The organism is Clostridium guangxiense, from assembly GCF_021043395.1.
GTDB classification, from domain to species: domain Bacteria; phylum Bacillota; class Clostridia; order Clostridiales; family Clostridiaceae; genus Clostridium_S; species Clostridium_S guangxiense.
Genome location: NZ_JAJNKE010000027.1, coordinates 1 through 23,850, shown reverse-complemented (window position 1 = coordinate 23,850; position 23,850 = coordinate 1). Strand labels below are relative to the sequence as shown.

General features: G+C 30.8%; 24 protein-coding genes and 2 tRNA genes. 5 read left to right on the top strand and 21 right to left on the bottom strand.

Going from position 1 to position 23,850, the window contains the following annotated elements; genetic code table 11:
* From LQK79_RS14450 to purR, 5 genes are all read right to left on the bottom strand, one after another.
* The gene (locus LQK79_RS14450) at positions 1-687 is read right to left on the bottom strand and encodes a response regulator transcription factor (protein WP_053241334.1); all 687 of its coding nucleotides are present in this window, start codon (positions 685-687) and stop codon (positions 1-3) included.
* Between the two features lie 279 nt (positions 688-966).
* Positions 967-1,926, bottom strand: a complete 960-nt coding sequence (locus LQK79_RS14445; RefSeq protein ID WP_231017017.1) for a ribose-phosphate diphosphokinase — start codon at positions 1,924-1,926, stop codon at positions 967-969.
* Between the two features lie 22 nt (positions 1,927-1,948).
* On the bottom strand, positions 1,949-3,319 hold the full coding sequence (gene glmU, locus LQK79_RS14440; RefSeq protein ID WP_231017016.1) for a bifunctional UDP-N-acetylglucosamine diphosphorylase/glucosamine-1-phosphate N-acetyltransferase GlmU: 1,371 nt from the start codon (positions 3,317-3,319) through the stop codon (positions 1,949-1,951).
* 212 nt (positions 3,320-3,531) lie between these two features.
* Positions 3,532-3,819, bottom strand: a complete 288-nt coding sequence (spoVG, locus tag LQK79_RS14435) for a septation regulator SpoVG (protein ID WP_053241332.1) — start codon at positions 3,817-3,819, stop codon at positions 3,532-3,534.
* Positions 3,820-3,931: 112 nt separating this feature from the next.
* A complete protein-coding gene (purR, locus tag LQK79_RS14430) occupies positions 3,932-4,747 on the bottom strand; it encodes a pur operon repressor (RefSeq protein ID WP_053241331.1) in 816 nt (271 codons plus the stop codon).
* 549 nt (positions 4,748-5,296) lie between these two features.
* On the opposite strand from purR, the gene murC reads away from it, so the two are divergent.
* Positions 5,297-6,676, top strand: a complete 1,380-nt coding sequence (murC, locus tag LQK79_RS14425; protein WP_231017015.1) for a UDP-N-acetylmuramate--L-alanine ligase — start codon at positions 5,297-5,299, stop codon at positions 6,674-6,676.
* A 313-nt stretch (positions 6,677-6,989) separates the two neighbouring features.
* Here murC and LQK79_RS14420 read toward each other — a convergent pair whose 3' ends face one another.
* The 5 genes from LQK79_RS14420 to LQK79_RS21090 all read right to left on the bottom strand — a co-directional run bounded on the left by LQK79_RS14420 (position 6,990) and on the right by LQK79_RS21090 (position 9,940).
* Complete coding sequence (locus LQK79_RS14420) at positions 6,990-7,421, bottom strand: hypothetical protein (protein WP_231017014.1); 432 nt, start codon at positions 7,419-7,421, stop codon at positions 6,990-6,992.
* Between the two features lie 327 nt (positions 7,422-7,748).
* Positions 7,749-8,069 (bottom strand): hypothetical protein, encoded by a 321-nt coding sequence (locus LQK79_RS14415; RefSeq protein WP_231017012.1) that lies wholly within the window; start codon positions 8,067-8,069, stop codon positions 7,749-7,751.
* A gap of 382 nt (positions 8,070-8,451) precedes the next feature.
* Positions 8,452-8,526, bottom strand: a tRNA-Pro gene (locus LQK79_RS14410).
* A 54-nt stretch (positions 8,527-8,580) separates the two neighbouring features.
* A tRNA-Pro gene (locus LQK79_RS14405) sits at positions 8,581-8,656 on the bottom strand.
* 102 nt (positions 8,657-8,758) lie between these two features.
* Complete coding sequence (locus LQK79_RS21090) at positions 8,759-9,940, bottom strand: Ig-like domain-containing protein (protein WP_053241329.1); 1,182 nt, start codon at positions 9,938-9,940, stop codon at positions 8,759-8,761.
* 240 nt (positions 9,941-10,180) lie between these two features.
* On the opposite strand from LQK79_RS21090, the gene LQK79_RS14395 reads away from it, so the two are divergent.
* The 3 genes from LQK79_RS14395 (at position 10,181) to LQK79_RS14385 (ending at position 12,957) form a co-directional block, all read left to right on the top strand.
* On the top strand, positions 10,181-11,533 hold the full coding sequence (locus tag LQK79_RS14395; protein WP_053241328.1) for a [Fe-Fe] hydrogenase large subunit C-terminal domain-containing protein: 1,353 nt from the start codon (positions 10,181-10,183) through the stop codon (positions 11,531-11,533).
* A gap of 216 nt (positions 11,534-11,749) precedes the next feature.
* Positions 11,750-12,274: a phosphatase PAP2 family protein gene (locus tag LQK79_RS14390; RefSeq protein WP_231017010.1), complete on the top strand. Its 525-nt coding sequence runs from the start codon at positions 11,750-11,752 to the stop codon at positions 12,272-12,274.
* A 35-nt stretch (positions 12,275-12,309) separates the two neighbouring features.
* Positions 12,310-12,957 carry an HAD family hydrolase gene (locus LQK79_RS14385; RefSeq protein ID WP_053241326.1) on the top strand — a complete coding sequence of 216 codons (648 nt, stop codon included), beginning with the start codon at positions 12,310-12,312 and terminating at the stop codon, positions 12,955-12,957.
* Between the two features lie 164 nt (positions 12,958-13,121).
* Here LQK79_RS14385 and LQK79_RS14380 read toward each other — a convergent pair whose 3' ends face one another.
* From LQK79_RS14380 to LQK79_RS14330, 11 genes are all read right to left on the bottom strand, one after another.
* On the bottom strand, positions 13,122-13,532 hold the full coding sequence (locus tag LQK79_RS14380) for a hypothetical protein (RefSeq protein WP_053241325.1): 411 nt from the start codon (positions 13,530-13,532) through the stop codon (positions 13,122-13,124).
* Between the two features lie 131 nt (positions 13,533-13,663).
* Positions 13,664-13,957, bottom strand: a complete 294-nt coding sequence (locus tag LQK79_RS14375) for a spore coat protein (RefSeq protein ID WP_053241324.1) — start codon at positions 13,955-13,957, stop codon at positions 13,664-13,666.
* A 16-nt stretch (positions 13,958-13,973) separates the two neighbouring features.
* A complete protein-coding gene (locus tag LQK79_RS14370; protein ID WP_053241323.1) occupies positions 13,974-14,180 on the bottom strand; it encodes a hypothetical protein in 207 nt (68 codons plus the stop codon).
* A 154-nt stretch (positions 14,181-14,334) separates the two neighbouring features.
* Positions 14,335-14,652: a hypothetical protein gene (locus tag LQK79_RS14365; RefSeq protein ID WP_053241322.1), complete on the bottom strand. Its 318-nt coding sequence runs from the start codon at positions 14,650-14,652 to the stop codon at positions 14,335-14,337.
* A 138-nt stretch (positions 14,653-14,790) separates the two neighbouring features.
* Positions 14,791-16,038: a serine/threonine-protein kinase gene (locus LQK79_RS14360; RefSeq protein ID WP_053241321.1), complete on the bottom strand. Its 1,248-nt coding sequence runs from the start codon at positions 16,036-16,038 to the stop codon at positions 14,791-14,793.
* A gap of 239 nt (positions 16,039-16,277) precedes the next feature.
* Positions 16,278-18,521, bottom strand: a complete 2,244-nt coding sequence (gene helD / locus LQK79_RS14355) for an RNA polymerase recycling motor HelD (RefSeq protein WP_053241320.1) — start codon at positions 18,519-18,521, stop codon at positions 16,278-16,280.
* Between the two features lie 387 nt (positions 18,522-18,908).
* Entirely contained in the window at positions 18,909-19,289 is a 381-nt protein-coding gene (locus tag LQK79_RS14350; protein ID WP_231017006.1) for a retropepsin-like aspartic protease, read from the bottom strand.
* Complete coding sequence (locus LQK79_RS14345) at positions 19,286-19,537, bottom strand: hypothetical protein (protein WP_053241318.1); 252 nt, start codon at positions 19,535-19,537, stop codon at positions 19,286-19,288. The genes LQK79_RS14350 and LQK79_RS14345 overlap by 4 nt, the downstream gene beginning before the upstream one ends.
* A gap of 66 nt (positions 19,538-19,603) precedes the next feature.
* Positions 19,604-19,810 (bottom strand): VOC family protein, encoded by a 207-nt coding sequence (locus tag LQK79_RS14340; RefSeq protein ID WP_231017005.1) that lies wholly within the window; start codon positions 19,808-19,810, stop codon positions 19,604-19,606.
* A gap of 40 nt (positions 19,811-19,850) precedes the next feature.
* On the bottom strand, positions 19,851-20,378 hold the full coding sequence (locus tag LQK79_RS14335; protein WP_053241317.1) for a hypothetical protein: 528 nt from the start codon (positions 20,376-20,378) through the stop codon (positions 19,851-19,853).
* A gap of 121 nt (positions 20,379-20,499) precedes the next feature.
* Positions 20,500-22,056, bottom strand: coding sequence for an ABC-F family ATP-binding cassette domain-containing protein (locus tag LQK79_RS14330; protein WP_231017002.1), 1,557 nt, complete (start codon positions 22,054-22,056; stop codon positions 20,500-20,502).
* Positions 22,057-22,471: 415 nt separating this feature from the next.
* Here LQK79_RS14330 and LQK79_RS14325 point away from each other — a divergent pair, with 415 nt between their 5' ends.
* Positions 22,472-23,647 (top strand): class I SAM-dependent rRNA methyltransferase, encoded by a 1,176-nt coding sequence (locus tag LQK79_RS14325; RefSeq protein WP_053241315.1) that lies wholly within the window; start codon positions 22,472-22,474, stop codon positions 23,645-23,647.
* The last annotated feature ends 203 nt before the right edge of the window (positions 23,648-23,850 follow it).

Genomic DNA, 23,850 nt, shown 5'->3' with positions numbered 1-23,850 from the left:
CTACTTAACCTCAAATTTGTATCCTACACCCCACACAGTTTCTATCTGCCAGTTGGCTCCACCCTTTAACTTTTCTCTTAGTCTCTTTACATGTACATCAACAGTTCTTGAATCTCCCGGATAATCATAACCCCAAACCTCACAGAGTAACTGCTCCCTTGTAAAAACTTTATTTTTATTGTTAGCAAGGTAAAATAAAAGTTCAAACTCTTTAGGAGGCATCTTTATTTCTTCGCCCTTATAAATTACAGTATAAGAACTCATATCTATTTTTAAATCTTCAAAACTTAATTCGTTTTTTGATACATCTTCCATGCTCGTTCTTCTAAGCACTGCTTTTACTCTTGCTATAAGTTCTTTAGGTTCAAATGGCTTAACTATGTAATCATCGGCTCCAAGTTCAAGTGCAAGGACTTTGTCAAATGTCTCTCCTTTTGCAGTAAGCATTATAACTGGAGTGTTAAATTCTTTTCTTATCCATTTAAGTACATCTACTCCATCTATTTTAGGCAGCATTATATCCAAAAGCACTATATCTGGCTTATATTCTAAAAAGTTATCCTCAGCTTCTTTTCCATCATTACATACTCTAGTTGAATATCCACTGCTGTCAAGGTATAGCTTTATTACTTCACTTATATTTTCGTCATCATCGACTATTAGTACCTTACCTAATGTATTATCCATATACTCACTCCAAACTCCAAATATTATATAATTATAATTTAGCACACTTTTTTAATTAAATCATCATCATTATACATTATTAACTAAAAAAGCGGTTTAAAACCGCCTTTTTTATTAAATAAGCCAATAATTGATTGCATAAGTTAATACCCAAAATTCCATAGGAACGGAGAAACTTTTTCCTTACACTACCGTGAAAGCGAAGTAATAGTGATGAAAAAACAGTTTAAATAGAGCTTTATAAATCTTAGGTGATAAATCATTGTTACTTCGCAGTTTTTATTCCTCTTGAAAAATTTTGCTTACTGATATGTCTTCATATATTCTTCTTATAGCTTCAGCAAATATAGGTGCTACAGATAAAACTTTTATTTTATCTATTTTTTTCTCAGCTTCAACAGGAATCGTATTTAACGTTACAATTTCCTTTATTGGAGAGTTTTCTAATCTTTCAATTGCCGGTCCTGACAAAACTCCGTGGGTACAGCAAGCATAAACTTCTTTTGCCCCCATTTTAAGAAGAGCTTCTGCTGCATTTACAATTGAACCAGCAGTATCTATCATATCATCAACAAGTATTACCTTCTTATTTTTAACGTCACCTATTATGCTCATTACTTCTGAAACATTAGGCTTAGGTCTTCTTTTATCTATTATAGCTATAGGTATATGAAGTTTTTCTGCAAACTTCCTTGTTCTTTTTACCCCTCCTATATCTGGTGAAACAGCAATAACATCTTCACAACCAAGATTTAGATTCTTAAAATATTTAGCTATTATAGGAACTCCTTCGAGATGATCAACAGGTATATCGAAAAAGCCCTGTATTTGAGGGGCATGTAAATCCATGGTAAGAACTCTGTCTGCACCTGCGGTATGAATTAAATCAGCCATTAATTTAGCTGTAATCGGCTGTCTTGCTTTAGCCTTTCTATCTTGCCTTGCATATGAATAGTGAGGAATAACAGCTGTAATTCTTCCTGCCGATGCTCTTTTAAATGCATCAAGCATAATTAGAAGTTCCATAATATTATCATTAACTGGCTCACATAAAGTTTGAACCAAAAACAAATCTGTTCCTCTTACAGTTTCATTAATATCAACAGACGTTTCTCCATTGCTAAATTTAGACACTTTAGAATCTCCAACACTAACTCCAATTATGTCCGCAATATCATGTGCTAACTCAGGATAAGAATTTCCTGTAAAAATTTTTATATTTTTTCCATGGTTTATCATTTATAAAAATTCCTCCCTAACTTTATTTACTTAATCCCTTTTTTTTAGTCCATCCTTCTTTTACTACTTGTCTTGCTCTAGCAATTGCAAACGCTCCCTCTGGAACCTTATCTGTTATAGTTGACCCAGCAGCAATATATGTATTATCTTCTACAGTAACTGGAGATACTAAATTTGTGTTGCAACCTATAAATGAGTGATTTCCTATAATAGTTTTATGTTTTTCTTTTCCGTCATAATTTACAACTACGGTTCCGCATCCAAAGTTACAATTTCCACCTACTTCTGCATCCCCTATATATGTCAAGTGTGATACCTTAGTACCATCTCCTATTGTAGACTTTTTGATTTCAACAAAATCACCAATTCTAACATTATTTCCAACTTTGCTTTCTGGTCTTATGTACGCATAAGGTCCAACTGTTGTATTTTCTCCAACATGGCTGTCAAGTATTACTGAGCTTTGAATTGTTACACCTTTTTCAATAACACTATTATCTATTCTAGAATTAGGATATAATGTACAATTTCCTTTAATAACTGTATTACCTTCAAGAACGTTACCAGGATATATTATGGTATCTGAACCAATTTCAACATCTAGTCCTATATATGTATTATTCGGATCTATAATTGTAACTCCATTTTCCATATGAAAATTATTTATTCTTTTTTTCATTATTTGAGCAACTTCTGAAAGCTGTACTCTTGAATTTATACCCAAAGTTTGTTCAAATGGAACTGAAATGGCTCCTACCTTTTTTCCTTGGCTTTCTAAAATTTCTATAACATCAGTTAAATAATATTCACCCTGAGCGTTATTATTATTTATTTTATCCAAATTATTAAGAAGATTTTCAATATCAAAACAATACATCGCAGAGTTTATCTCTTTAACACAAAGTTCTTCTTCATTGCAATCCTTATGTTCTACTATTTTCTTTAAAGAACCATCTTTATTTCTTATTATCCTACCATATCCTTCCGGATCATCTACTATAGAAGTCAAGACAGTAGCTGCATATCCACCAACCTCATGAAATTCAAGGGTCTTCTTTACAGTACTTTCCGTAATTAAAGGAGCATCACCTGTAAATATAGCAACAGTACCTTTTTTTCCTTTCAAAAACTCCCTAGCACATTTGACCGCATCGCCTGTCCCTAATTGTTCCTTTTGAAAAGAATAAGATACATTTTGCTTTTTTGTTGCTTCCTCTACCAGTTCTGCTCCTTTTCCTATTATTACATTTACATCATCTATTCCAGATTTTTTCATAGTATCTATAACTATATTAACCATTTCTTTACCACATACTTTATGCAGCACCTTAGGCAAATCTGATTTCATTCTTTTGCCTTTACCTGCTGCTAATATCAACGCACAATTATACATTTTAACATCGTTCAGCTTACACAGCTAACGATTTTCAACTCCCTTCACATACTATATATGTTGAAACTACATAAAAGTTTTAAACATTGTATTTTTTCTATATAAATATAATAAAACCTTTAAACAAGTTTTATTATATTTTATTGTAAACATAATTTCAATAGTGTAATATTTCAAAAAAATAAAAAGGAGTTCTTAAACTCCTTTTTATTTTATTCCTCTGTTTCTGTTTTTGTTTCTTCTTCATTCTTTACTTTTTCATATTCTTCCAATATTGCTGTCTGAATCTTTTCTCTAGTCAATGTGTTTATTGGATGAGCTATATCCTTAAACTCACCATCAGGTGTCTTTCTGCTAGGCATAGCAATAAAGAGACCATTTTGTCCTTCAATAACTTTTATATCATGAACAACAAATTCATTATCAAAAGTTACTGAAACAATTGCCTTCATTTTTCCTTCTGAAGTAATTTTTCTTATTCTTACATCTGTAATCTGCATACAATACACCTCCAAAGATGCTTTACCTTTATGATTTAAATATAATATTCTCTATAACTTATGTTTTTCCTTCTAATTTTTTTAAAAAAAATTAAATTTTTTGAAAATTTTATTATTTATGTTCTGGTGAAGGCTCAACAATTGGAAAATTATCCTCTGAGATGCCTTTAAATTGAACCATTGAATAATAATCCTGAACTAATTTTTGAGGGTTTTCCATATTATCTACAAGTACACCTGTTCCCACTAGTTCACTATCAAATTCTTTAAGTAAATCTGCTATTCCAAATGCTGTCCCTCCAGCTTTCATAAGATCATCTATAAATATACATTTGCTTCCTTTATTCATGCACATTCTAGATAAAGACATGCTTTGAATTCTTTTAGATGAACCTGTTACATAATTTATAGTAACAACTGGTCCCTCTGTGACCTTGTTACCTCTTCTAACAACAACAAGTTGAACTCCCAAAAGCTTCGCAACCTCATACGCAAGAGGAATACCTTTTGTTTCAACTGTAACAACATAATCAATGTCAATATGATTAAATTGTTTAGCAAGTATCAATCCAGCTGAGCGTATTATTTTAGGATCAGACATTATATCTGTCATGTATAAAAAGTTCCCTGGTATTATTCTCTCCTTTTGTCTCAAAATTAAACATAAACTTGTTATAAATCGTTCAACTTCTTCATCAGATATATCACAGATATATCTGACTCCCCCTGCTGCTCCGGAAATTGTTTCTACTTTTCCACATTTTAGTCTTTCCATTGCATCTCTTACTATCACAATATCTTCACTTATAGTAGACTTTGCTGCATTAAACTTTTCAGTAAATGTATTTAGATTAATGATAGTATTTGGATTTTCTATTAAAATTTTAGTTATAGCTGAAACTCTATTATTTCTGCTGAACTTTTCCATTTTACCACCTGTTCTATTTAAATTCTGTATACGAACTATAGCAAATTATTTTTTGCTATTATTCATATTTTATTCTTATTTCTATTGTTAAGCAATAGTTATATTTAAAACTTTAAACTTTTTTTGAATTTATGTATTGTTTTTATGCATATTCGTATATAATTAAAACTGAATACCATATGAAACTACTGAGAATTTTTAAATTGACTATAATATTTTTGGTAACATTTAATTTTGTCAAATTATAGAGTAAAGAGTACAGAGTAGAGAGTAGAGTGAAGGATGATTTTCTGTTACCACAGAAAATCTTAAAACTTAATGCTTTTGCCAATTTTTTCAAATCGCTTTGCTTATGTTTGCTAAGCTTCATTGTGTTTTAATAATTAAAGATTTTTCATAGTAAAACGTAGAAAAATCCACCTTCACTCCACTCTTTGCTCTCTACTCTCTACTCTTAATCTTTACAAGTTACCTGTATAAAACTATTAAATTGGCAGTTTCAACCTTTCAGGTAACATCTATATTATAAATATTAGGAGTGAATGGCTTATGTCTTTTAATTTTAAACATGATTCAAATAAAAAAATCCACTTTATAGGAATAGGTGGAGTTAGTATGAGTGGTCTTGCTGAAATCCTACTTGAGCACAATTATAAAGTTTCTGGTTCTGATGCAAAAAAATCCCTTGCTACAGATAAACTAGAAAAAAATGGTGCTGAAATATATATAGGTCATAACAGCAGTAATATAAATAATGTAGATCTTATAGTGTATACTGCTGCAATACCTAATGATAATCCTGAATTAATACGTGCAAAAGAATTGAACATCCCCCTTGTAACCAGGGCTGAATTTCTAGGCACCCTAATGAAAGATCATAAATTTAACGTTGCAGTATCTGGAACTCACGGAAAAACGACTACAACATCTATAATTTCCCACATAGTATTAAAAGCAAATCTCGATCCAACAATTTTGGTAGGAGGAGATTTAGATATAATAGGTGGAAATGTACGTGCTGGCAAAAGTGATTATTTTATTACAGAAGCCTGTGAATATAAAGCATCCTTCCTTCAATTTTTCCCTTATATAGGTGTCATATTGGATATTGATGCTGATCACCTTGATTACTATAAGGATATAGATGATATTGAGAGGACTTTTACAAAGTTCTCAAATTTAATACCTGAAGATGGATATTTGATAGCAAATTATGATGATGAAAGAACCGCTCGTGTTGCCTCAAAAGCAAAATGCAATATAGTGTCTTATGGTATAGAAAATGGTAAAATAACTGCTAAAAATATAGGTTATGATGATCATGGCTGTGCAGTATTTGATGTTTACAATGGAAATAAATTTTTATTTAATATAAGATTAAATATACCTGGTAAACACAATATTTTAAATACCCTTGCAAGTATAGCTACTGCTCTTGTACTTGACATTGATGCTAATTCAATAATAGCTGGAATTCAAAGTTTCAATGGTACTCACAGACGTTTTGAAATAAAGGGCACCAAGGATGGTGTTACAGTTATAGATGATTATGCACATCATCCAACTGAAATAAAGGCTACACTTGCAGCTGCACAAAATTATCCTCATGAAAGAATATTCTGTGTTTTTCAACCTCATACTTATTCAAGAACTCAAAGTTTATTTAATGAATTTGCTAATGCATTTTCAAATGTTGATGCATTAGTTTTAGCAGATATATATGCAGCAAGAGAAAAAGATACAGGTGTTGTGAGCTCCAATATGCTTGGAGACGAGATAAGAAAAAATGGTGTTCCATGTAAAAACCTCCACAGTTTTGATGATATAGTAACTTATCTCAAAGGAAATTTAACTGAAGGAGACGTTCTATTCACAATAGGGGCAGGAGACGTGTACAAAGTAGGCGAGATGTTCTTAGAACAGAAGTAATAACTCTAAAGAGAGATTCAATCGTAATTTTTAAATACTGCGAACTAAATCAATGCACAATGCACAGTTCACAATGAAGGATGATTTTCTTCCGTTTCACTACAGAAAATATAAAACTTGTTGCTGACGCCATTTCAAAATAATACCTTGCTATGTTCGTTCAGCTAGCTGAACATCATACTGAGTTTTTTATATAACTATAGATTTATCTGACGTAAGGAGGATAAATCAACCTTCATTGTGCATTGATTAAATTATTTCGCAGTCTTTTTAAATTGCATATCAAATATATAGTTAAACTAGCTCCAAAATATTACCGTGGCAGCCTTGTTACTTTATCTATGCGGTTTATGTGTATTGACACAGCAATTACGCTGGATAGAATTACAATAAAATAGTCAAATAGTCCCCAAATTACTTCTAATGATAATCCTAAAATTCCAACGCCATAATCATTTGGATTGCTAGTGTGAATAAACGATATGGACAAAAATATTCTCCAATATATTATGTAAGTTATAGATATCAAAAAAACATTTATTATACTTTTGTTTAAAAATATAATACTTGTTATTATGCAAAATGCCGTAAAAAGAATAAGACTTAAAGATAATACTATAATATCTTTAAACATATACGTATATGCTGTAATTAAATCTATTTTAATTCTACTAATAAGTGCATATATAATACTCAATAATTGACTCTTGATAATGGTCATTAATAATTTTGAGTGTATTTTCATATTGTCGTCCACCTTTCTTATTAACATACTTCTCTCTAATTTTATGTATAACTTGTCCATTATCGAATTGCAGAAAAATCATCCTATACCTTATTTAATTTTAAAATGTGATCATTGAAATAAACAATTTGACACCAGCATAAGTTTTAGATTTTCTTACACTTAAGAAAATCATCCTTTAAATAAAGTCCAATAAATCTTAGTCCTAATTTCAAAAAAACTTAGAACTTTCAATATGCCTAAGTGAAACAAGTTATTGAAAGTTCTTAGATTCTCTTGAAATTCAGGCTTTAGATTTATAAACTTTATTTAACGTACTGAAAAAAGTTAATGCGCATGATTTTTTTTATTTTCATTTACTCCTCTTGTTGGCACAGTAGATACAACAAATCCTATAAATATTGAAACTAATGCTGGAGCTGCTATATTAAGATATCCAACATATCTTGTTCTATATAGTATAAAGGCAGCCAGACCTGTTATAACAGTTGAAACCACAAAAATATATATAACAAACTTACCAAAGGAACTGATAAATTTTTCATATATTTTATGTCTTGTAGGACCACTTATTACACTTCTAAATATAAAATACGATGCAAAAATAAGGACTATATCAACTACTGCTGAAATCAAAAAATTCGTCATAAAAAACACTCCCTACCTATAATTTTAATAAAACCAAACACTATAAATCTATTACATTTTGCTTCCTAAAATACCGATATAAAGCCAACCTGCAAAATATATTTTAAAAACCATAATATATAGACTTCAGTGAATCACTTATAGTTTACCCTTAATAAGCTTTTTTAAACAAAAATGCGAAGTAACATTGCTTCGTCACATTAAAAAGATTCCATAAATCTAAGGTAAAAAAATCATAAAATCCTAAGATATTTCAATAACTCGCTATAGCTTATACAAATTGAAATATCTAAATATTTTATGATTTTTTTACTAAGATTTGTTAGAATTTTTTTAAACCGTTCCTTCAGCAATGTTACTTCGCATCTACTGTTAACTAATTTGGTCGGGGTGACAAGAGTTGAACTTGCGACATCATGCTCCCGAAGCATGCGCGCTACCACTGCGCTACACCCCGTGAAATTACTTTTGAATAAAACAATAAAACCTCATATAATATGAGGTTTTATACTGGTCGGGGTGACAGGGATTGAACCTGCGACCTCATGGTCCCAAACCACGCGCGCTCCCATCTGCGCCACACCCCGCAAACATGTACTATTATACACAAACTTTAATAAAAAATCAATAGTAAATTTAAAAAAGTGCACAATTCACAGTTCACTGTGAACTGTGCACTAATTCAACTGTTAATTAGGCTTGTACATAAAATATTGAAAAGCAGTAAATTGATCTGTATCAACAAGTAATATATCTCTTTTATGAAGCCCGTCATTAAAAATACTTCTTTGATTATCAACTATATAGGCCCATGAATGATCATTATCATTAACCCATTTTACAAAAGTATATGTGTGATTAGGATACCCTGTCGAATCATTTTTAGTAAAAGCCTGATCTCCTGAAATCAAATTATCCTTATTATAATCCTTTTTCCATCCATAGCTTGTAAGCAAATCGCTAAATTTGTGAGTATTACAAACCCAAGTAGGTATAGCAAATCCAACTCTTCTATAAGATTCACTAGCAAAATAAACGCACGTATTTGTTTCGCTATTGCCATTAAGCTTTGCTGCTGCATCTTCAACAGAATCTCTATTTGCTTTACTTGCCATTAAATAATTAAGATGACTTATTTGTAGAGCAGATTGATTTCTTGTCCCATTGCTTGCAGATGTTATTTGATATGGTGTTACATTCAAATTTAAATTAACACTCACATTTGTTCCATTCAACGTACCTGTAAAAGTATATGTTCCAACGATACTCGTATCAATACTATTATTATTCCACTGAACATCCCATTGCTTGGTGGTTCCATCAGGCATCTTAGCCTGAACCTCATTTGGAAGAGTATAATCATTAAATTGCATAACTGAAATGTTTATATTATCCGCAGATACTGGCAAATCTTGCGTCTTAAAATCCATTGTAACATCACTTTTTAGATTAGAACCATCTTGAGATTTTAAATTCTTTGAAATAACAATTGAATATTCTTTACTAGGTGCATAATCATTTACTGGAATTATGTTTATACAACTTGGATCAGACTGTTGAATATGTAAGTTTATTTGAAAAGAATTGCCAGTATCTTTTTCAATAACTTTAATTATGTCATTAGTAACCGTAGAAAAATTTACAGGTTTTGACAATTTAATAGTCCATATTTTATTAAGAGCTACACCTGTCTTTTCATCAATCTTATTAACTTCAGTTGCATTTGAAGAACTTGTTGTTTGTTGAACTGAAGTATCAGAGCTAGTTTGTCCACTATTTGTTTCTGCAAAAATAAGTTTTCCAGCTGGTAATACCTGAATTAAAACAACTATCGCTGCACATAGAAGTATCTTTTTTACAACATCTTTCACTACTATTTCCCCCTTAAATTATTACAATTATTTCAACTAAGCTATTTATTTGCCTATAATAATAAATTTTATAACAATAAATTTTTTTTGTCTATCTTTAAAATAATATTTTGCAAAATAGATACATATAAAATTGGATATACTAAAAATAAGACTATATCTAAAAGAATATTGTTAATAGACTTTAACATATAATATCAACACTTTTAAAACACAGTTCAAAATAAAGGAGTGATTATCTTGATTGACAAATATACAGAGCTATTTAAATCTTTAGTTGACTCTTATTATTCAGATACCTTTGATTCTTTCGTTTACCATGTGCTTTCAGATGATTCTGTGAACAAAGAGGAGCTTGCTAAAGTAATATCATCTTTATGTGGAACAAATATAAAATTTACTACTATAGATGAATTTACTGATGCTTTGAAAAAAGCAATTAAAAACTATAATCCAGATATAAAGCTTGTTGAAAAAATAAAGGATTGTTCTACTAAGTGTACAAATGATGGTGAAGAAACTGCATGTCAAAAATCTTGCCCATTTGATGCTATACTATTAGATAAACAAAAGCAAAACACATACATAGATGCTGACTTATGCACAGATTGTGGAAAATGCGTAGAAGTTTGTCCGTCAGATTCTTTATTAGACAAAACCGAATTTCTACCAATTCTTGAACTAATGAAGAATAATAAGACTGTAATTGCTGCAGTAGCCCCAGCAATTGCAGGTCAATTTGGCGAAAATGTAACTCTTGATAAATTACGAGCTGCATTTAAGAAAATTGGATTTTCTGACATGGTTGAGGTTGCTTTTTTTGCTGATATGCTTACTTTAAAAGAAGCTGTTGAATTCGATGAACATGTAAATTCAAAAGACGACCTACTTATAACCTCATGTTGTTGTCCTATATGGGTTGGAATGGTAAAAAGAGCCTATAAAGATTTAGTTAAATACGTATCTCCATCAGTTTCTCCAATGATTGCTTCTGGTAGAGTAATAAAAGAATTAAATCCAGACTGCAAAGTCGTTTTCGTGGGTCCTTGTATAGCAAAAAAAGCTGAAATTAAACAAAAGGATCTTTTAGGAGCTATAGATTTTGTACTTACATTTCAAGAATTAAAAGATATATTTGATACTCTAAATGTATATCCTGAGGAATTAACCCCTGAGCCTACAAAAAGCTATGCTTCAAGAGAAGGAAGACTATATGCCCGTGCAGGTGGAGTATCTACAGCAGTAAATGAAGCTGTTGCTCAGTTATTTCCAAATAAAAAAAATTTATTTAAATCACTACATGTTGATGGCGTCAAAGATTGCAAAGCTATACTTGAAAAAGCTCAGAACGGAGAAATGAAAGCCAATTTTCTAGAAGGCATGGGATGTGTTGGTGGATGTGTCGGTGGACCCAAAGCCATAATTCCAATAGATAAAGGAACATTTCATGCTAACAGAACAGCAGAAAACTCAGAAATTAAAATTTCCCTTAATAGCAGCTGTATGAAAGACATTCTAGCTAAAATCGGCATAAATTCAGAAGAAGATTTTAAAGATCATCATAAGGTAGAAATATTTGAAAGAGAATTTTAAACCCTATTTAATACACCCTTAACAATGCAAATGTATACTATAACTAATATATAATGAAACTACCTCCAAACTAAAAAATAAAAATGCCAACATTACACAAATAATGTTGGTTTAGTTCACAGTGCATTGACCTTATAAAAGTTAAATGCTGGCAAAAGTATATTTATTAATTTAAAACTTGGAGGTAGTATATCCATACAAAGGGGTTGTATTATTATGGGTAATTTTCTGTTAAATATTAAGAAACATGATGTAGATATTTTAGAAATACTTAATCTAAAAATAAGATGTACTGCTCTGGATAAACTTATGACCTGCGTAACTTACATTGGTTCAGTTATATTTGGAGTTTCATCTTGTCTTGCAGCATTAGCATTAACTAAATTCTCTATAAACTCACTTGGCTTCAAATTAACCTCTGCAATGATATTAAGTACTCTTCTATCTAATATAATAAAGAAAAGCGTTAATAGAATAAGACCTTATATAAAACTTACCAACCTGAATGTCATAAAAATAGACGTGGACAACTATTCTTTTCCCTCAGGTCATACAACTTCTGCATTTACAATGTCAACAATGATTAGCCTGTTTTTTCCCAAGCTCTCATTGCTATTTTTAGTTTTAAGCACTCTTGTTGGAGTATCCAGAATATATCTAGGTGTTCACTATCCTACAGATGTAGCCTTTGGGACACTCCTCGGAAGTTTATGCTCTTTTTTTGTATTTAAATTAATATAGTAATTGTGCTAAAATTATAATTGAGGTGAATAATTATGTGCAATAAAATAAAAGCAGCTATTTTTGATATGGATGGAACTTTAATTGATTCCATGTGGGTTTGGGAACAAATAGATGTAGAATACCTAAAAAGGTTTAGTATAGAAATTCCAAAAGACCTTAGAAGGGATATTGAGCATCTCAACTTTATTGAAACAGCAAAATATTTCAAGAATAGATTTAACATACCTGATTCTATAGATGACATTATGAACGATTGGAACGAAATGGCATATAAACATTACTTAAATGACGTAGAACTAAAAGACGGCGTTAAAGTATATTTAAAATTTTTAAAGTCTAAAAACATAAAAATAGGTCTTGCTACAAGCAATTGTACCTTTCTTATCGATACCGTTTTAAAAAGACTTTGTATATATGATTTTTTTGATTCAATTACCACAACTGATGAAACCGGAAAATGCAAGGACTTTCCAGACGTATACCTGCTTGCAGCAAAAAAGCTCGGTGCAGATCCAAGTGAATGTGTTGTATTCGAAGATATACTTGCTGCTGTACTTTCTGCTAAAAAAGCAGGAATGAAGGTAATAGCCGTACATGATAAATACTCAATAACAGAAATAGAACGTCTAAAAAAAGAAGCAGATAAATTTATTTTGAGCTTTGAGGAACTCACAGCATAATGATGATTTTTCTCCGTTTTTCTATGGAAAATCTTTAATTTAAATTAATAATTTTTTTTGTAGCAAAGCGGAAGAAAAATCACCTTAACTTTTGGTTTTGCCAAAGAGTTCACCTTTGACGTGCAAAGCATCTTCGGAGAAAATCTTTAAAAATTTCAATCATCTTAAAAGGTTATATAGTCTTCCTGTATCCAGCCTTTATTATTTATATTTTGATTTGAATGAAATCTAATTTCATACCAATTTTCATTATTAACAATACACTCATCTAGTACTTCAACATTTAAGCCCTCCATTATTTTACCTAAAATAAAAGTATTCTCTATAGGTGCTATATATAATAAAGTATCGCAATTTACGATTCCAATTGAGTAGTTACTAGAGATATATTTTACAATAATATTATCTATTTCTTTATAAACCTTAGGGTTTCCCTTTATTGATGCTTTTAACTTTTTATTTTGTCTAGACAAAACCATAATCTTTCGCTTCTGTTCTTCTATTTTTTTGCTATAGGTTAATATAAAATAAGCAGACACACCTATAATTATAAGAAAAAGAATAAATACAAACATAGTTACTCCTTTAATGATCAATTTATTACTATATAATATGTCTGCTTATCAGTAATTATTTACAACTTACCTACTAGATTTATGAATTTTTTGCATTTAGTGCGGCAACCCCGTTTTCTAAAACTCTAAAATTATTCAACTACTCTTTGAGACTTATCTATAACTTCTGTCAATTGATCCACAGGTGGAGTATATGGTTTAGCCCAGCCCTTATTTACACTTAACTCAGTAAGTGCTGAATGACCAGCAACAACTTCATTGAGACTTGCTGAATAAAGTGATCTTAATTCTGGTGTTGTACTTGTCATCATTGCATTTAAATATGCATCTGCCGCACATTTTGCCGATGCAAGCATATTTGCACATATAACCTCATCATTTATATCTGTAGTGCTTCTAACTATATTGTCTAAAATACTTGGCATATCTTTTTCCTCCTTTTTATGATCTTGTAACACTGTTCTCATTAATAAATTGTTGTAATCCTTTAACTCTACCTTCCGCAGCTAATATGCCTGCTTCTGCTTGTTTCTTTAATTCATCGTCCTTTATAAGTGGGTGCATTGTCCTTGAAACTGCTAAACCATCACTCTCAAGCTTTAATATTCCAGTCAAGGAAATCAATTCTCCTTCTGAAAGCTTTCTCATCTTCATTCCTCCTTTTTATTCTTTATATATTTTTTCTAAGCTAGTATGTGCAACTTGTATGCATATTAAACATTTAAAAAATAAAATGAATATAAATAAAAAGAAATGCCTAAATTAAAAGCATTTCTAAACAACTAATAATATCACACTATTACTATTTAATAGTTTTATTTAATTTAGGCACTTTTCCATTTTCTATCTCATTATTTTTATCATCACAACAATCTTTCTTTTTATCACCCTTCATACTCTTCATCATCATCGGTATCATTCCAATCATCATTAATGGACACAAAAACGGTGTTATTAATCCTAATACTCTACTTGCTCCAGGACTAAATCTAGCTATAGTTGGTAAAAGTACTATAATAACTACTGGTAAACCGCAGCAAATAATCATATGAAACATGTGCTTAAGTGGACTATGGTTATGAGTACCTTGTTTTCCTTCATTACCTCCATGACAATTCATATAAATCCCTCCAGATTTTTAACTTTATTATATATTACCTTATTCATATGAAGATTTTATAAAGGAGCTTACAATGTAGATTTCTTAATGTTCATTTAATACCTTATTCAATAATCCTTATCCTTTTTGTAATCATACTTAACTTTTTTGGCTTTTTTTAGACTTTTTTTGCTTCTTGTTTTGTTTCTCTTCTGACTTTTTAAGCCCTTGCCCTCGCTTCTCCTCCACATTATTCAGTTCTTCTCTTTGCTCTTCTTGATTCTTCAATTGCTCATTTGAATTTTGTTTCTGACTTTTCAGTTTATCACTAGAATTTTGCTCTTGATTTTTTTGCTCTTCTCCTGATTTCTCGTAAGCCTTATTCAACTGTTTCGATTCAGTCTTCACAGATGTTTTATGAACAGCAGGAGCTTCAAAATCTTTTTTATCAGATTCTTTTTTACTAATAATTGATATTAGAAAAATAGACAAAATTATTATACACGCAAGCACTGCTATTATGGTTAGTTTAACTCTCTTACTATGCTTTTTATTCTGTACAAGAACTGTTTTATCATCTTTGGCATAAGACTTATTAGAATTCATTAACTTTGTTTTATTACATTCCTTATCAGACATGATAGTACTAAGTTCAGACATTATCAGCTTTACATTACTATAACGGATTTCAGCATTTACAGTTAAAGCCTTTTGAATAACTTTAACTAAACCTTCAGCTGCATGTGTAGGATAATTTTCTTTACACATTGCATCCGCATTTAAACTTATGGTTTTTCCTGTGAGCATAAAAAACATAGTTACACCAAGAGAATAAATATCAGTTTTTGCATTAGATTGATTATTCATAAGCTGTTCCGGTGCTATATATCCTTTAGAACCTAAAACCATAGTGTCGCCTTCCTGCCCTTCCTTATAGACTCGTGCTATTCCAAAGTCGATTAGCACTACCTTGTTGCTTGGTGTTATCATTATATTAGATGGCTTTAAGTCTCTATATATAATTGGTGGATTAAGGCTATGAAGATAATCTAATATACTGCACAACTGAAATGACATATCTATCACCAATTCTGAAGACAGAGGGCCATCAGCATCTACATACTCCTTTAGGTTCTTCCCCTTAATATAATCTTCCACAATATATAAATTATCATGTTCATAAAATATATCAATAATTCGTACGATTCCTATGTGATTTAAATTCTTTAGTATATTAGGCTCAGCAAGAAGATCAACTTTATTCTTCCACTCACTATTTACTTCTTTAACTGCCCAAAGATTTCCTAGTCTATTATTCTTGCAGAGGTACACTGTTCCCATACCGCCTTGTCCTAAAATCCTTATCACTTCGTATTTTCCTTCTAGTATCTGTCCTTGATTTAGCATGTTTTCACCACCAACTTATAAAACTCGTCTACATATATTTTTACGTCTTCCTTGCTCAGCATATAAGATGCCATAAGTTTATACGCATAATATAAATTATTTAGAGGGGTATGATGTATCAATAATTCACAAATTTGTACTTAAATAAATAAGTTATTTGAATATCAATTTGATAAACCTTCCAACCTAGGATAAGGATGCATCGGAATAAATAATATTTTAATACACTATTACATTTATTAAATTCCTTTCAGTAATGGTGTACTCTTACCGGAATAGTATATGCATAAAACATGAAGTGCTCTGGTGCAAGCAGTATAAAGCAGCAGTCTTTCCTCCTCACAACTATAATTTCCATCTCCTGCATTATATATAAGTACCACATCAAATTCTAATCCTTTAGAAAGGTAAGACGGAATTATCAATGTATCACTTACATATTCATCATCATCCTTTATTATGGCTTTAACATGTACCTTGTCTTTTAAGAAACTGTATACCTCCTCTGCTTCGTTTACGTCTCTTGTTATAATACCAATTGATTTGTAACCTTTTTCGTTATACATTTTTATATCCTCAAGAAGTCTTTCTTTTATAGCCTCTTCATCTATGAAGCCAAGGAGTAAAGGCTCATCTCCACTTCTTTCTACACATTCAGCAGAAATCTCCTTATTAAGCAACCTTCTTGAAAACTTAGTGATTTCCACTGTTGATCTATAACTTTTGGTTAAGTTTATTATGCAGGTATTATCTTTTGAAAATATACTGGCTATATTACTATAATCTCCTACATTCATAAACGGATTGATGGATTGATGCAAATCTCCCAATATTGTAATATTGGCAGACCCGAAAAGTTGATGAAATATCTCATACTGTAACGGTGTATAGTCCTGTGCTTCATCAATAATAACATATTTGATTTCTGACGCTTTTGGAAGGTCGCCAATCGCCCCCTTTAGATATAAAAGTGGCAGCTGATCCTCATAATTAAGTATTCCATTCTTTAGGTTTTCTAAAGTATACTTTTTAATTTCATCAATTTCAGTCTTGCTGTGCTTAACATTTGAACTTGCACAAAAAAACTCAAGTTTCTCAAAAAGTTTTTTATAAATATCCATCAAATCAAGTTCTGTGGCTCTATTGATTTCATAATAAATATTCTTCATTTCTTCCTTTACAATAAGTATACTTCGTCTCATAATTTCCACTTTATCCATATAGGAATCTGAATCCTTAAGGTCGCTAGCCACTTCTTCTATCCGTAGTTCTTTATAAGACTCTAAAAGGAACAAAATTCTTTTCCTTATCTTTTCAAGCCTCCTTTTCAATGGAAGCTGTGCATAATCTTTAAAAAATAATTCTTGTATATCCTTAGAGGAAATTATCAAATTACCTCTAAAAATGATATCTCTAAAATTTATATCCATATTTCCCAAATAGGATACATATCGTTTTAGTATATCTACAAATTCCATGGAAGACTTAAACTTTATACTGCTAATCCTCTTTTGGTAAGAATCTTGCTTCTTAGAGACAAGGATATATTCCATCATCTCGCAATAATTTTCCTTTATAAAACCATTTCCTAATGCTGCATGCATATATTCCTTAAAAGTAGTCTGGTACATATTGTCTTCTCCAAGCTGCGGCAATACATTAGAAATATAATCATTAAAAATATTATTTGGAGAGAATATTACTATATTTTGAGGTTTTATTTTATCCTTATGTTTATATAAGAGATAGGCAATTCTATGAAGAGCAATAGAGGTCTTCCCACTTCCGGCAGGGCCCTGAACAATCAGATTTTTGTACTCCTCATTGCGAATCACTTTATTCTGCTCTTTCTGAATAGTTGTTACTATTGTCTTCATCTTGCTATCAGTGCTTTTACTCAAGATATCCTGCAGCACTTCATCGTCTATCTTAAGATTGCTGTCAAACATATACTCAAGCTTACCATTATTAATTTTATACTGTCTTTTCATTGTAAGCTTCCCATCTACAATTCCTTCGGGACATTCGTAACTAGCCTCTCCAATTTCGTGATCATAAAACATACTGGAAACAGGTGCGCGCCAGTCATATATGAGAATATCATAATTATCATTAATAAGATTTGAGATTCCAATATAATACTTTTCAGCTTTCTTATCTCCCTTTTCAAGGAAATCAATTCTTCCAAAATAGGGTGATAAAAGTATTCTCTCATATTTTTCCTCAAGTTTTCTGGTGAACTCATAGTTTCTCTTCTCCATTTTCATCGTATTAATATACTGCATAAAGTCTACAATTTGCTCAAGTCCATTGCTCACAGAAACTGACCCTATCTCCTGCCAAAGTTCCCTTTGTGTTTCAATACCGTCTTTTTTAAACTTTTCTTTAAAATCCCGTTTTTCATTATACTGTTTTTGAACTTCTTTAAGAACCCCCTGCAGCCATTCATTTTCAAGCTTCCATTCAACATCGTTTCTGTTCATGATATACCCCCTATTTTCATAAATAATGAAATACTTTTCGCAGTACTATTGACATCAGCATCGCAATACTGTATAATTTAATTGTAAGATTATATTATATAGTATTGTGAGTAATTCTAATTTAGTGTATCATTTTTATTTCGTTATGTCAATATAGAGACATTTGTCAGTGAACAAGTGTCTTTTTGTGTTAATGCATATCTTAGCCATTTTTAAATAAACTCTTATTACCTTTTCCTGCATTATGGCATTTTCTTTAAATAAAATATCTATTTAAAACAAAAATAGCCTAAACACTGCTGTTTAAGCTATCTTATTAACTATGCTGCATTAAACTATTTTCGTTATCCAATAATTTAAATATTAAACTAAACGCCTAATAGTAATTTAGTTGTACTTAATCTCAATTTCCATTTTATTGAGATTAATGATAGACTTAGATTTAATTAAAACATCAAGTCCTAATAATCCATTAATATTTTCATCAATTGTTCCTAAATAAAATTCTACATTATTTAAGGTTACTTTATCTATGATAATACTCTCAGCTATTCTTTTCACATAACTATAAGCACCATTTACACCGTAAAACGTTTCAATCTCATCATCTTTACTTATTGTGATTCCAAGCATCTCAATAGCTGAAGGTTCAATAATGCAAAATGAAGCTCCTGTATCAACCACAATATTGTTTATTTCAACTATCTTGCTGCCATATTTGAGTTTAATTGACGTATACAATAATCCGTTTTTATATTCAAGCTTCAATTTGGAATCCTCCTAAATAGCCCCATGTTATTTATTATTTTAGTTCTTATAGTATCATGACTCGTATGAAATACAATATAATTGCCCTTGCAATTAGCAAGTTCATGAGTAGCATCTTTGTCATTTGAAATTGCTTGAATAACATCCATTTCATCAATATATAAATAGTCATTTTCTTTATGTGATTTAACTATATGCAATTTAACCCATTGTTCTGGATACAAAGTTCTAACTTCTTTCCAATTCATAGAACATCACTTCCTTAAGATGAATTATATAATATATATTATCATAAAGATATTAAAAATACATGTTTATTTTTGTATGCACGCATTTATTTCAAAGAACCTTAGAATACTCCCATCAATTGTAATAACCTCACAGGTCTTTCCACCCCATGGTTCAGTAATAACCTCTGCAATTTGATTCCATCCACTTTTTTTCACAAACTCATACAATTGGTCAATGCCCTGTACTAGCATAAATCCAACCATTGTTTGAATAGGTTTCCCTTTAAACATGTGAATTCCTGTAAATGGTGCTATATGCAGTGCTTCTATCTCAATTAGAATTATTCTCTACCATATATGATCTTAGAATTTGTATTGCACTACCTTTTTCACCCTTCTTTGAACCTAATTCTTTATTCTTTAACTCTAATAACTCTATTTTTAAACTATTAAAATAACTCTCTATACCATTCTGTAATGTCGCTTTAATACCATTTAACTTTCCACTTTTATTTACATGAAAATAACCAACTATGTCTCTATTATCTTCACTATATTCTTCTAATAGCTTTAAGTATGTATCTCTTACATCACTTTCCTTAAGACTTCCTTCTCCACTCTTAACTTGATGAATTGATACATATTTCTTATTAAATTTTATCGAAAAATCCTCCATATACTCCAATTCAATACTATATCCATCTATTGCCTTATATATATCTTTAATCTCCATTTTTTTGACATCATACATACTATCAATCAAATTGTTAATTTTTTTTATAGCATAATATATTGAAAGAATACCTTGATAATCATAACCGTACCATGATGCAATTGCCTCAAATTTATGATAAAACATTATTCTCCCTCTTTCATCATTTATTATCATTTATATTCTATATATTATTACATTTTGTATATTATTACAATTAACAAAAAATAAAGAAGCCATTTCTTATGACTTCTTTACTCAATATCAATTATACAATTTTCGTTGTCCAATCCTCACAATTCCAAATATCCGTAACAACGTCCCTATAAAATTCAGGTTCGTGGCAAACAAGCAATATACTTCCCCTGTATTCTTGCAATGCTCTTTTTAATTCATCTTTAGCATCTACATCTAAGTGGTTAGTAGGCTCGTCTAGTATTAATATATTGGTTTCTCTATTAATAAGTTTACAAAGCCTTACTTTAGCCTGCTCCCCTCCACTTAATACCGCTATCTTGCTTTCAATATGCTTAGTCATAAGTCCGCACTTTGCCAAGGCTGCTCTTATTTCATATTGATTGTAGGAAGGGAACTCTTTCCAAAGTTCATCTATACAAGTATTGTAGTTTGCTTCTTTTATTTCCTGTTCAAAGTAACCTAAATACTGATAATCTCCAAGTTCAACTTCACCAGATAAGGCAGGAATTTTCCCAAGAAGACTTTTTAAAAGTGTAGTTTTTCCAAGACCATTTGCGCCAACTAAAGCTATTTTTTGTCCTCTTTCCATCATAAGATTTAATGGTTTTGTAAGCGGTTCATCATAACCTATAACAAGTTTCCTTGTTTCAAATATAAGTTTTCCAGCTGCTCTTGCTTCCTTGAAATTGAATTCTGGCTTTGGTTTTTCCTTGTCTAATTCTATTCTTTCCATTTTATCAAGCTGCTTTTGTCTTGATTTAGCCATACCTGTTGTAGCAACTCTAGCTTTATTTCTTGCAACAAAGTCTTCAAGTTTTGAAATTTCCTGCTGCTGTCTTTCATATGCAGCTTCAATCTGCTTTTTGTTGGCTTCATAAACTCTCTGAAAATTGTCATAATCTCCAACATACCTTGTAAGTCTTCTATTATCAATGTGGTATATAAGATTTATAACTTCATTTAAAAAAGGTATATCATGTGATATTAAAATAAAGGCATTTTCGTAATCCTTCAAATATCTTTTTAACCATTCAATGTGCTCTTCATCAAGGTAATTTGTAGGCTCGTCTAGTAATAAAATATCAGGATTTTCAAGAAGTAATTTTGCCAGAAGTACCTTTGTTCTCTGTCCACCACTTAAATCAGAAACATCCTTATCAAGGCCTATACCTGTAAGTCCAAGTCCCTTTGCAACGCTTTCTATTTTTATGTCTATAGTGTAAAAACCATTGTTATCTAAAGTATCCTGGATAGTACCCATATCCTCCATAAGTTTTTCCAATTCCTCTGGAGAAGCTTCTGCCATCTTGTCCGTAATTTGCATCATTTCAGCTTCCATATCAAAAAGATACTTAAATGCACCCTTTAAAGCATCTCTAATGCTCATTCCCTTAGTTAATTTAGCATGCTGGTCCATATAGCCAACTCTAACCTTATTTGACCAGGTAACTGTACCTTCATCTGGCATTAAATTACCTGTAATTATATTCATAAATGTAGACTTACCTTCACCATTAGCACCTATAAGACCTACGTGTTCTCCCTTTAAAAGTCTAAAGGATACATCTTCAAAAATAGCTCTATCCCCAAAACCATGATTTACATTTTTAACTGTTAAAATGCTCATCGCTTACCTCCGTAATTTTTTAAAATATATAATAAAATATTAAATTAATAATACTCGAAAGTCAAAGCATTTTTATTTCTTTTTAACACATAATTTTACTGTATGGTATAATTCTATAGGTAATAAACTTTAAATATAAATGTAATACTTGAAAAAGCGAAAATATTAGTTCTACAAGTAATATTTTTTCAGTGCACAATTCACAATGCACAGTTCACAGTTAAGGATAATTTATCTTTCCTATGGTCAGATAAATCTAAAAATTTTCCGTAGTGAAACGGAAGAAAATTGTCATTCATTGTGAACTGTGAATTGTGCACTGTGAACTAACTTTACATAAATTAAATGTTATCAAAAACTTTTAGTCAATTTAAAGTTTCCAGGTAATACATTCAAATTATTGGAGGTAGTAAGAGTGGCGTGCAAATTTTATTTAATTAAGAGAAAAAACCTTTTAGCAGAATTCGGTCATCCATGGGTGTTCTCATCTGACATAGAAGGCTACTATGGTACATATGAAAATGGTGACATAGTTGAAGTATATGCTCATAATAATCATTTTATAGGTAAAGGATATGTAAATGACAATTCTAAAATAACAATAAGAATTTTAACAAGAGACATAAATGAAGAAATAGATAAAGAATTTTTTAGAAGAAAGCTTAAAGCTGCATGGGAATACAGAAAAAAAGTTATAGACACTTCAAGCTGTAGATTTGTCTTTGGTGAAGCTGATTTTCTACCTGGTCTTATAATAGATAAATTTGAAGACTATTATGTAATTCAATCTTTGGCTCTTGGGATAGATAAATACAAAGATACTATCGTTAAAATTCTACAAGAAGATTACGGTGCAAAGGGAATTTATGAAAGAAGCGATGCAGCTGTAAGAGAAAAAGAAGGCTTAAAACAAACAAAAGGATTTTTATCCGAACCTTTTAATACTATGGTTCAAATAACAGAAAATGGTGTTAGATATTATGTTGACATTGCAGAGGGTCAAAAAACAGGTTTCTTCCTTGATCAAAAGGAAAACAGAAAAGCAATACATAAAATATGCAAAGACAGTACTGTACTAGACTGCTTTACCCATACTGGGTCATTTGCGCTTAATGCTGGAATTGCCGGTGCTAAAAGCGTTCTTGGTGTAGATATATCTCAGCATGCAGTTAATTTCTGCAGAAAAAACGCTGAGCTTAACAATTTATCTGATACAGTGAAATTTGAATGTCATAATGCCTTTGATGTACTTAGAGAATGGTCAGATGAAGGTAAAACCTTTGATGTTGTAATACTGGACCCACCTGCTTTCACAAAATCAAGGACTACTATAAAAAGTGCTTCCAAGGGCTACAAAGAAATTAATCTTAGAGGAATGAAGCTTGTTAAACCAGGCGGATTTTTAGTTACCTGCTCATGTTCACATTTTATGAGTCCAGAATTATTTAAAGATGCAATAGCTTCTGCAGCCTTTGATGCTGGAAGAACTCTAAGACAGGTAGAATTTAGAACACAGGCACCAGATCATCCAATACTTTGGACTGATGATGAATCCTACTATCTTAAATTTTACATATTCCAGGTAATTTAATTAATTCAATATATATAAATGTTGCGAAGCAACTCAAGTGAAAGTTTTTAACGATGCTTTGCACGTTAAAAGGTTAACTTTTTCACTATGTGAAAAGTGAAGGGTTTGACATAGCTACGCTTGTCAAAGACCAGCTAGTAATAGTCAATAGTTTAAAGAAAAAAAGTTAGAAATATTTTTAAAATAAAAAAGTGTATAGCAAA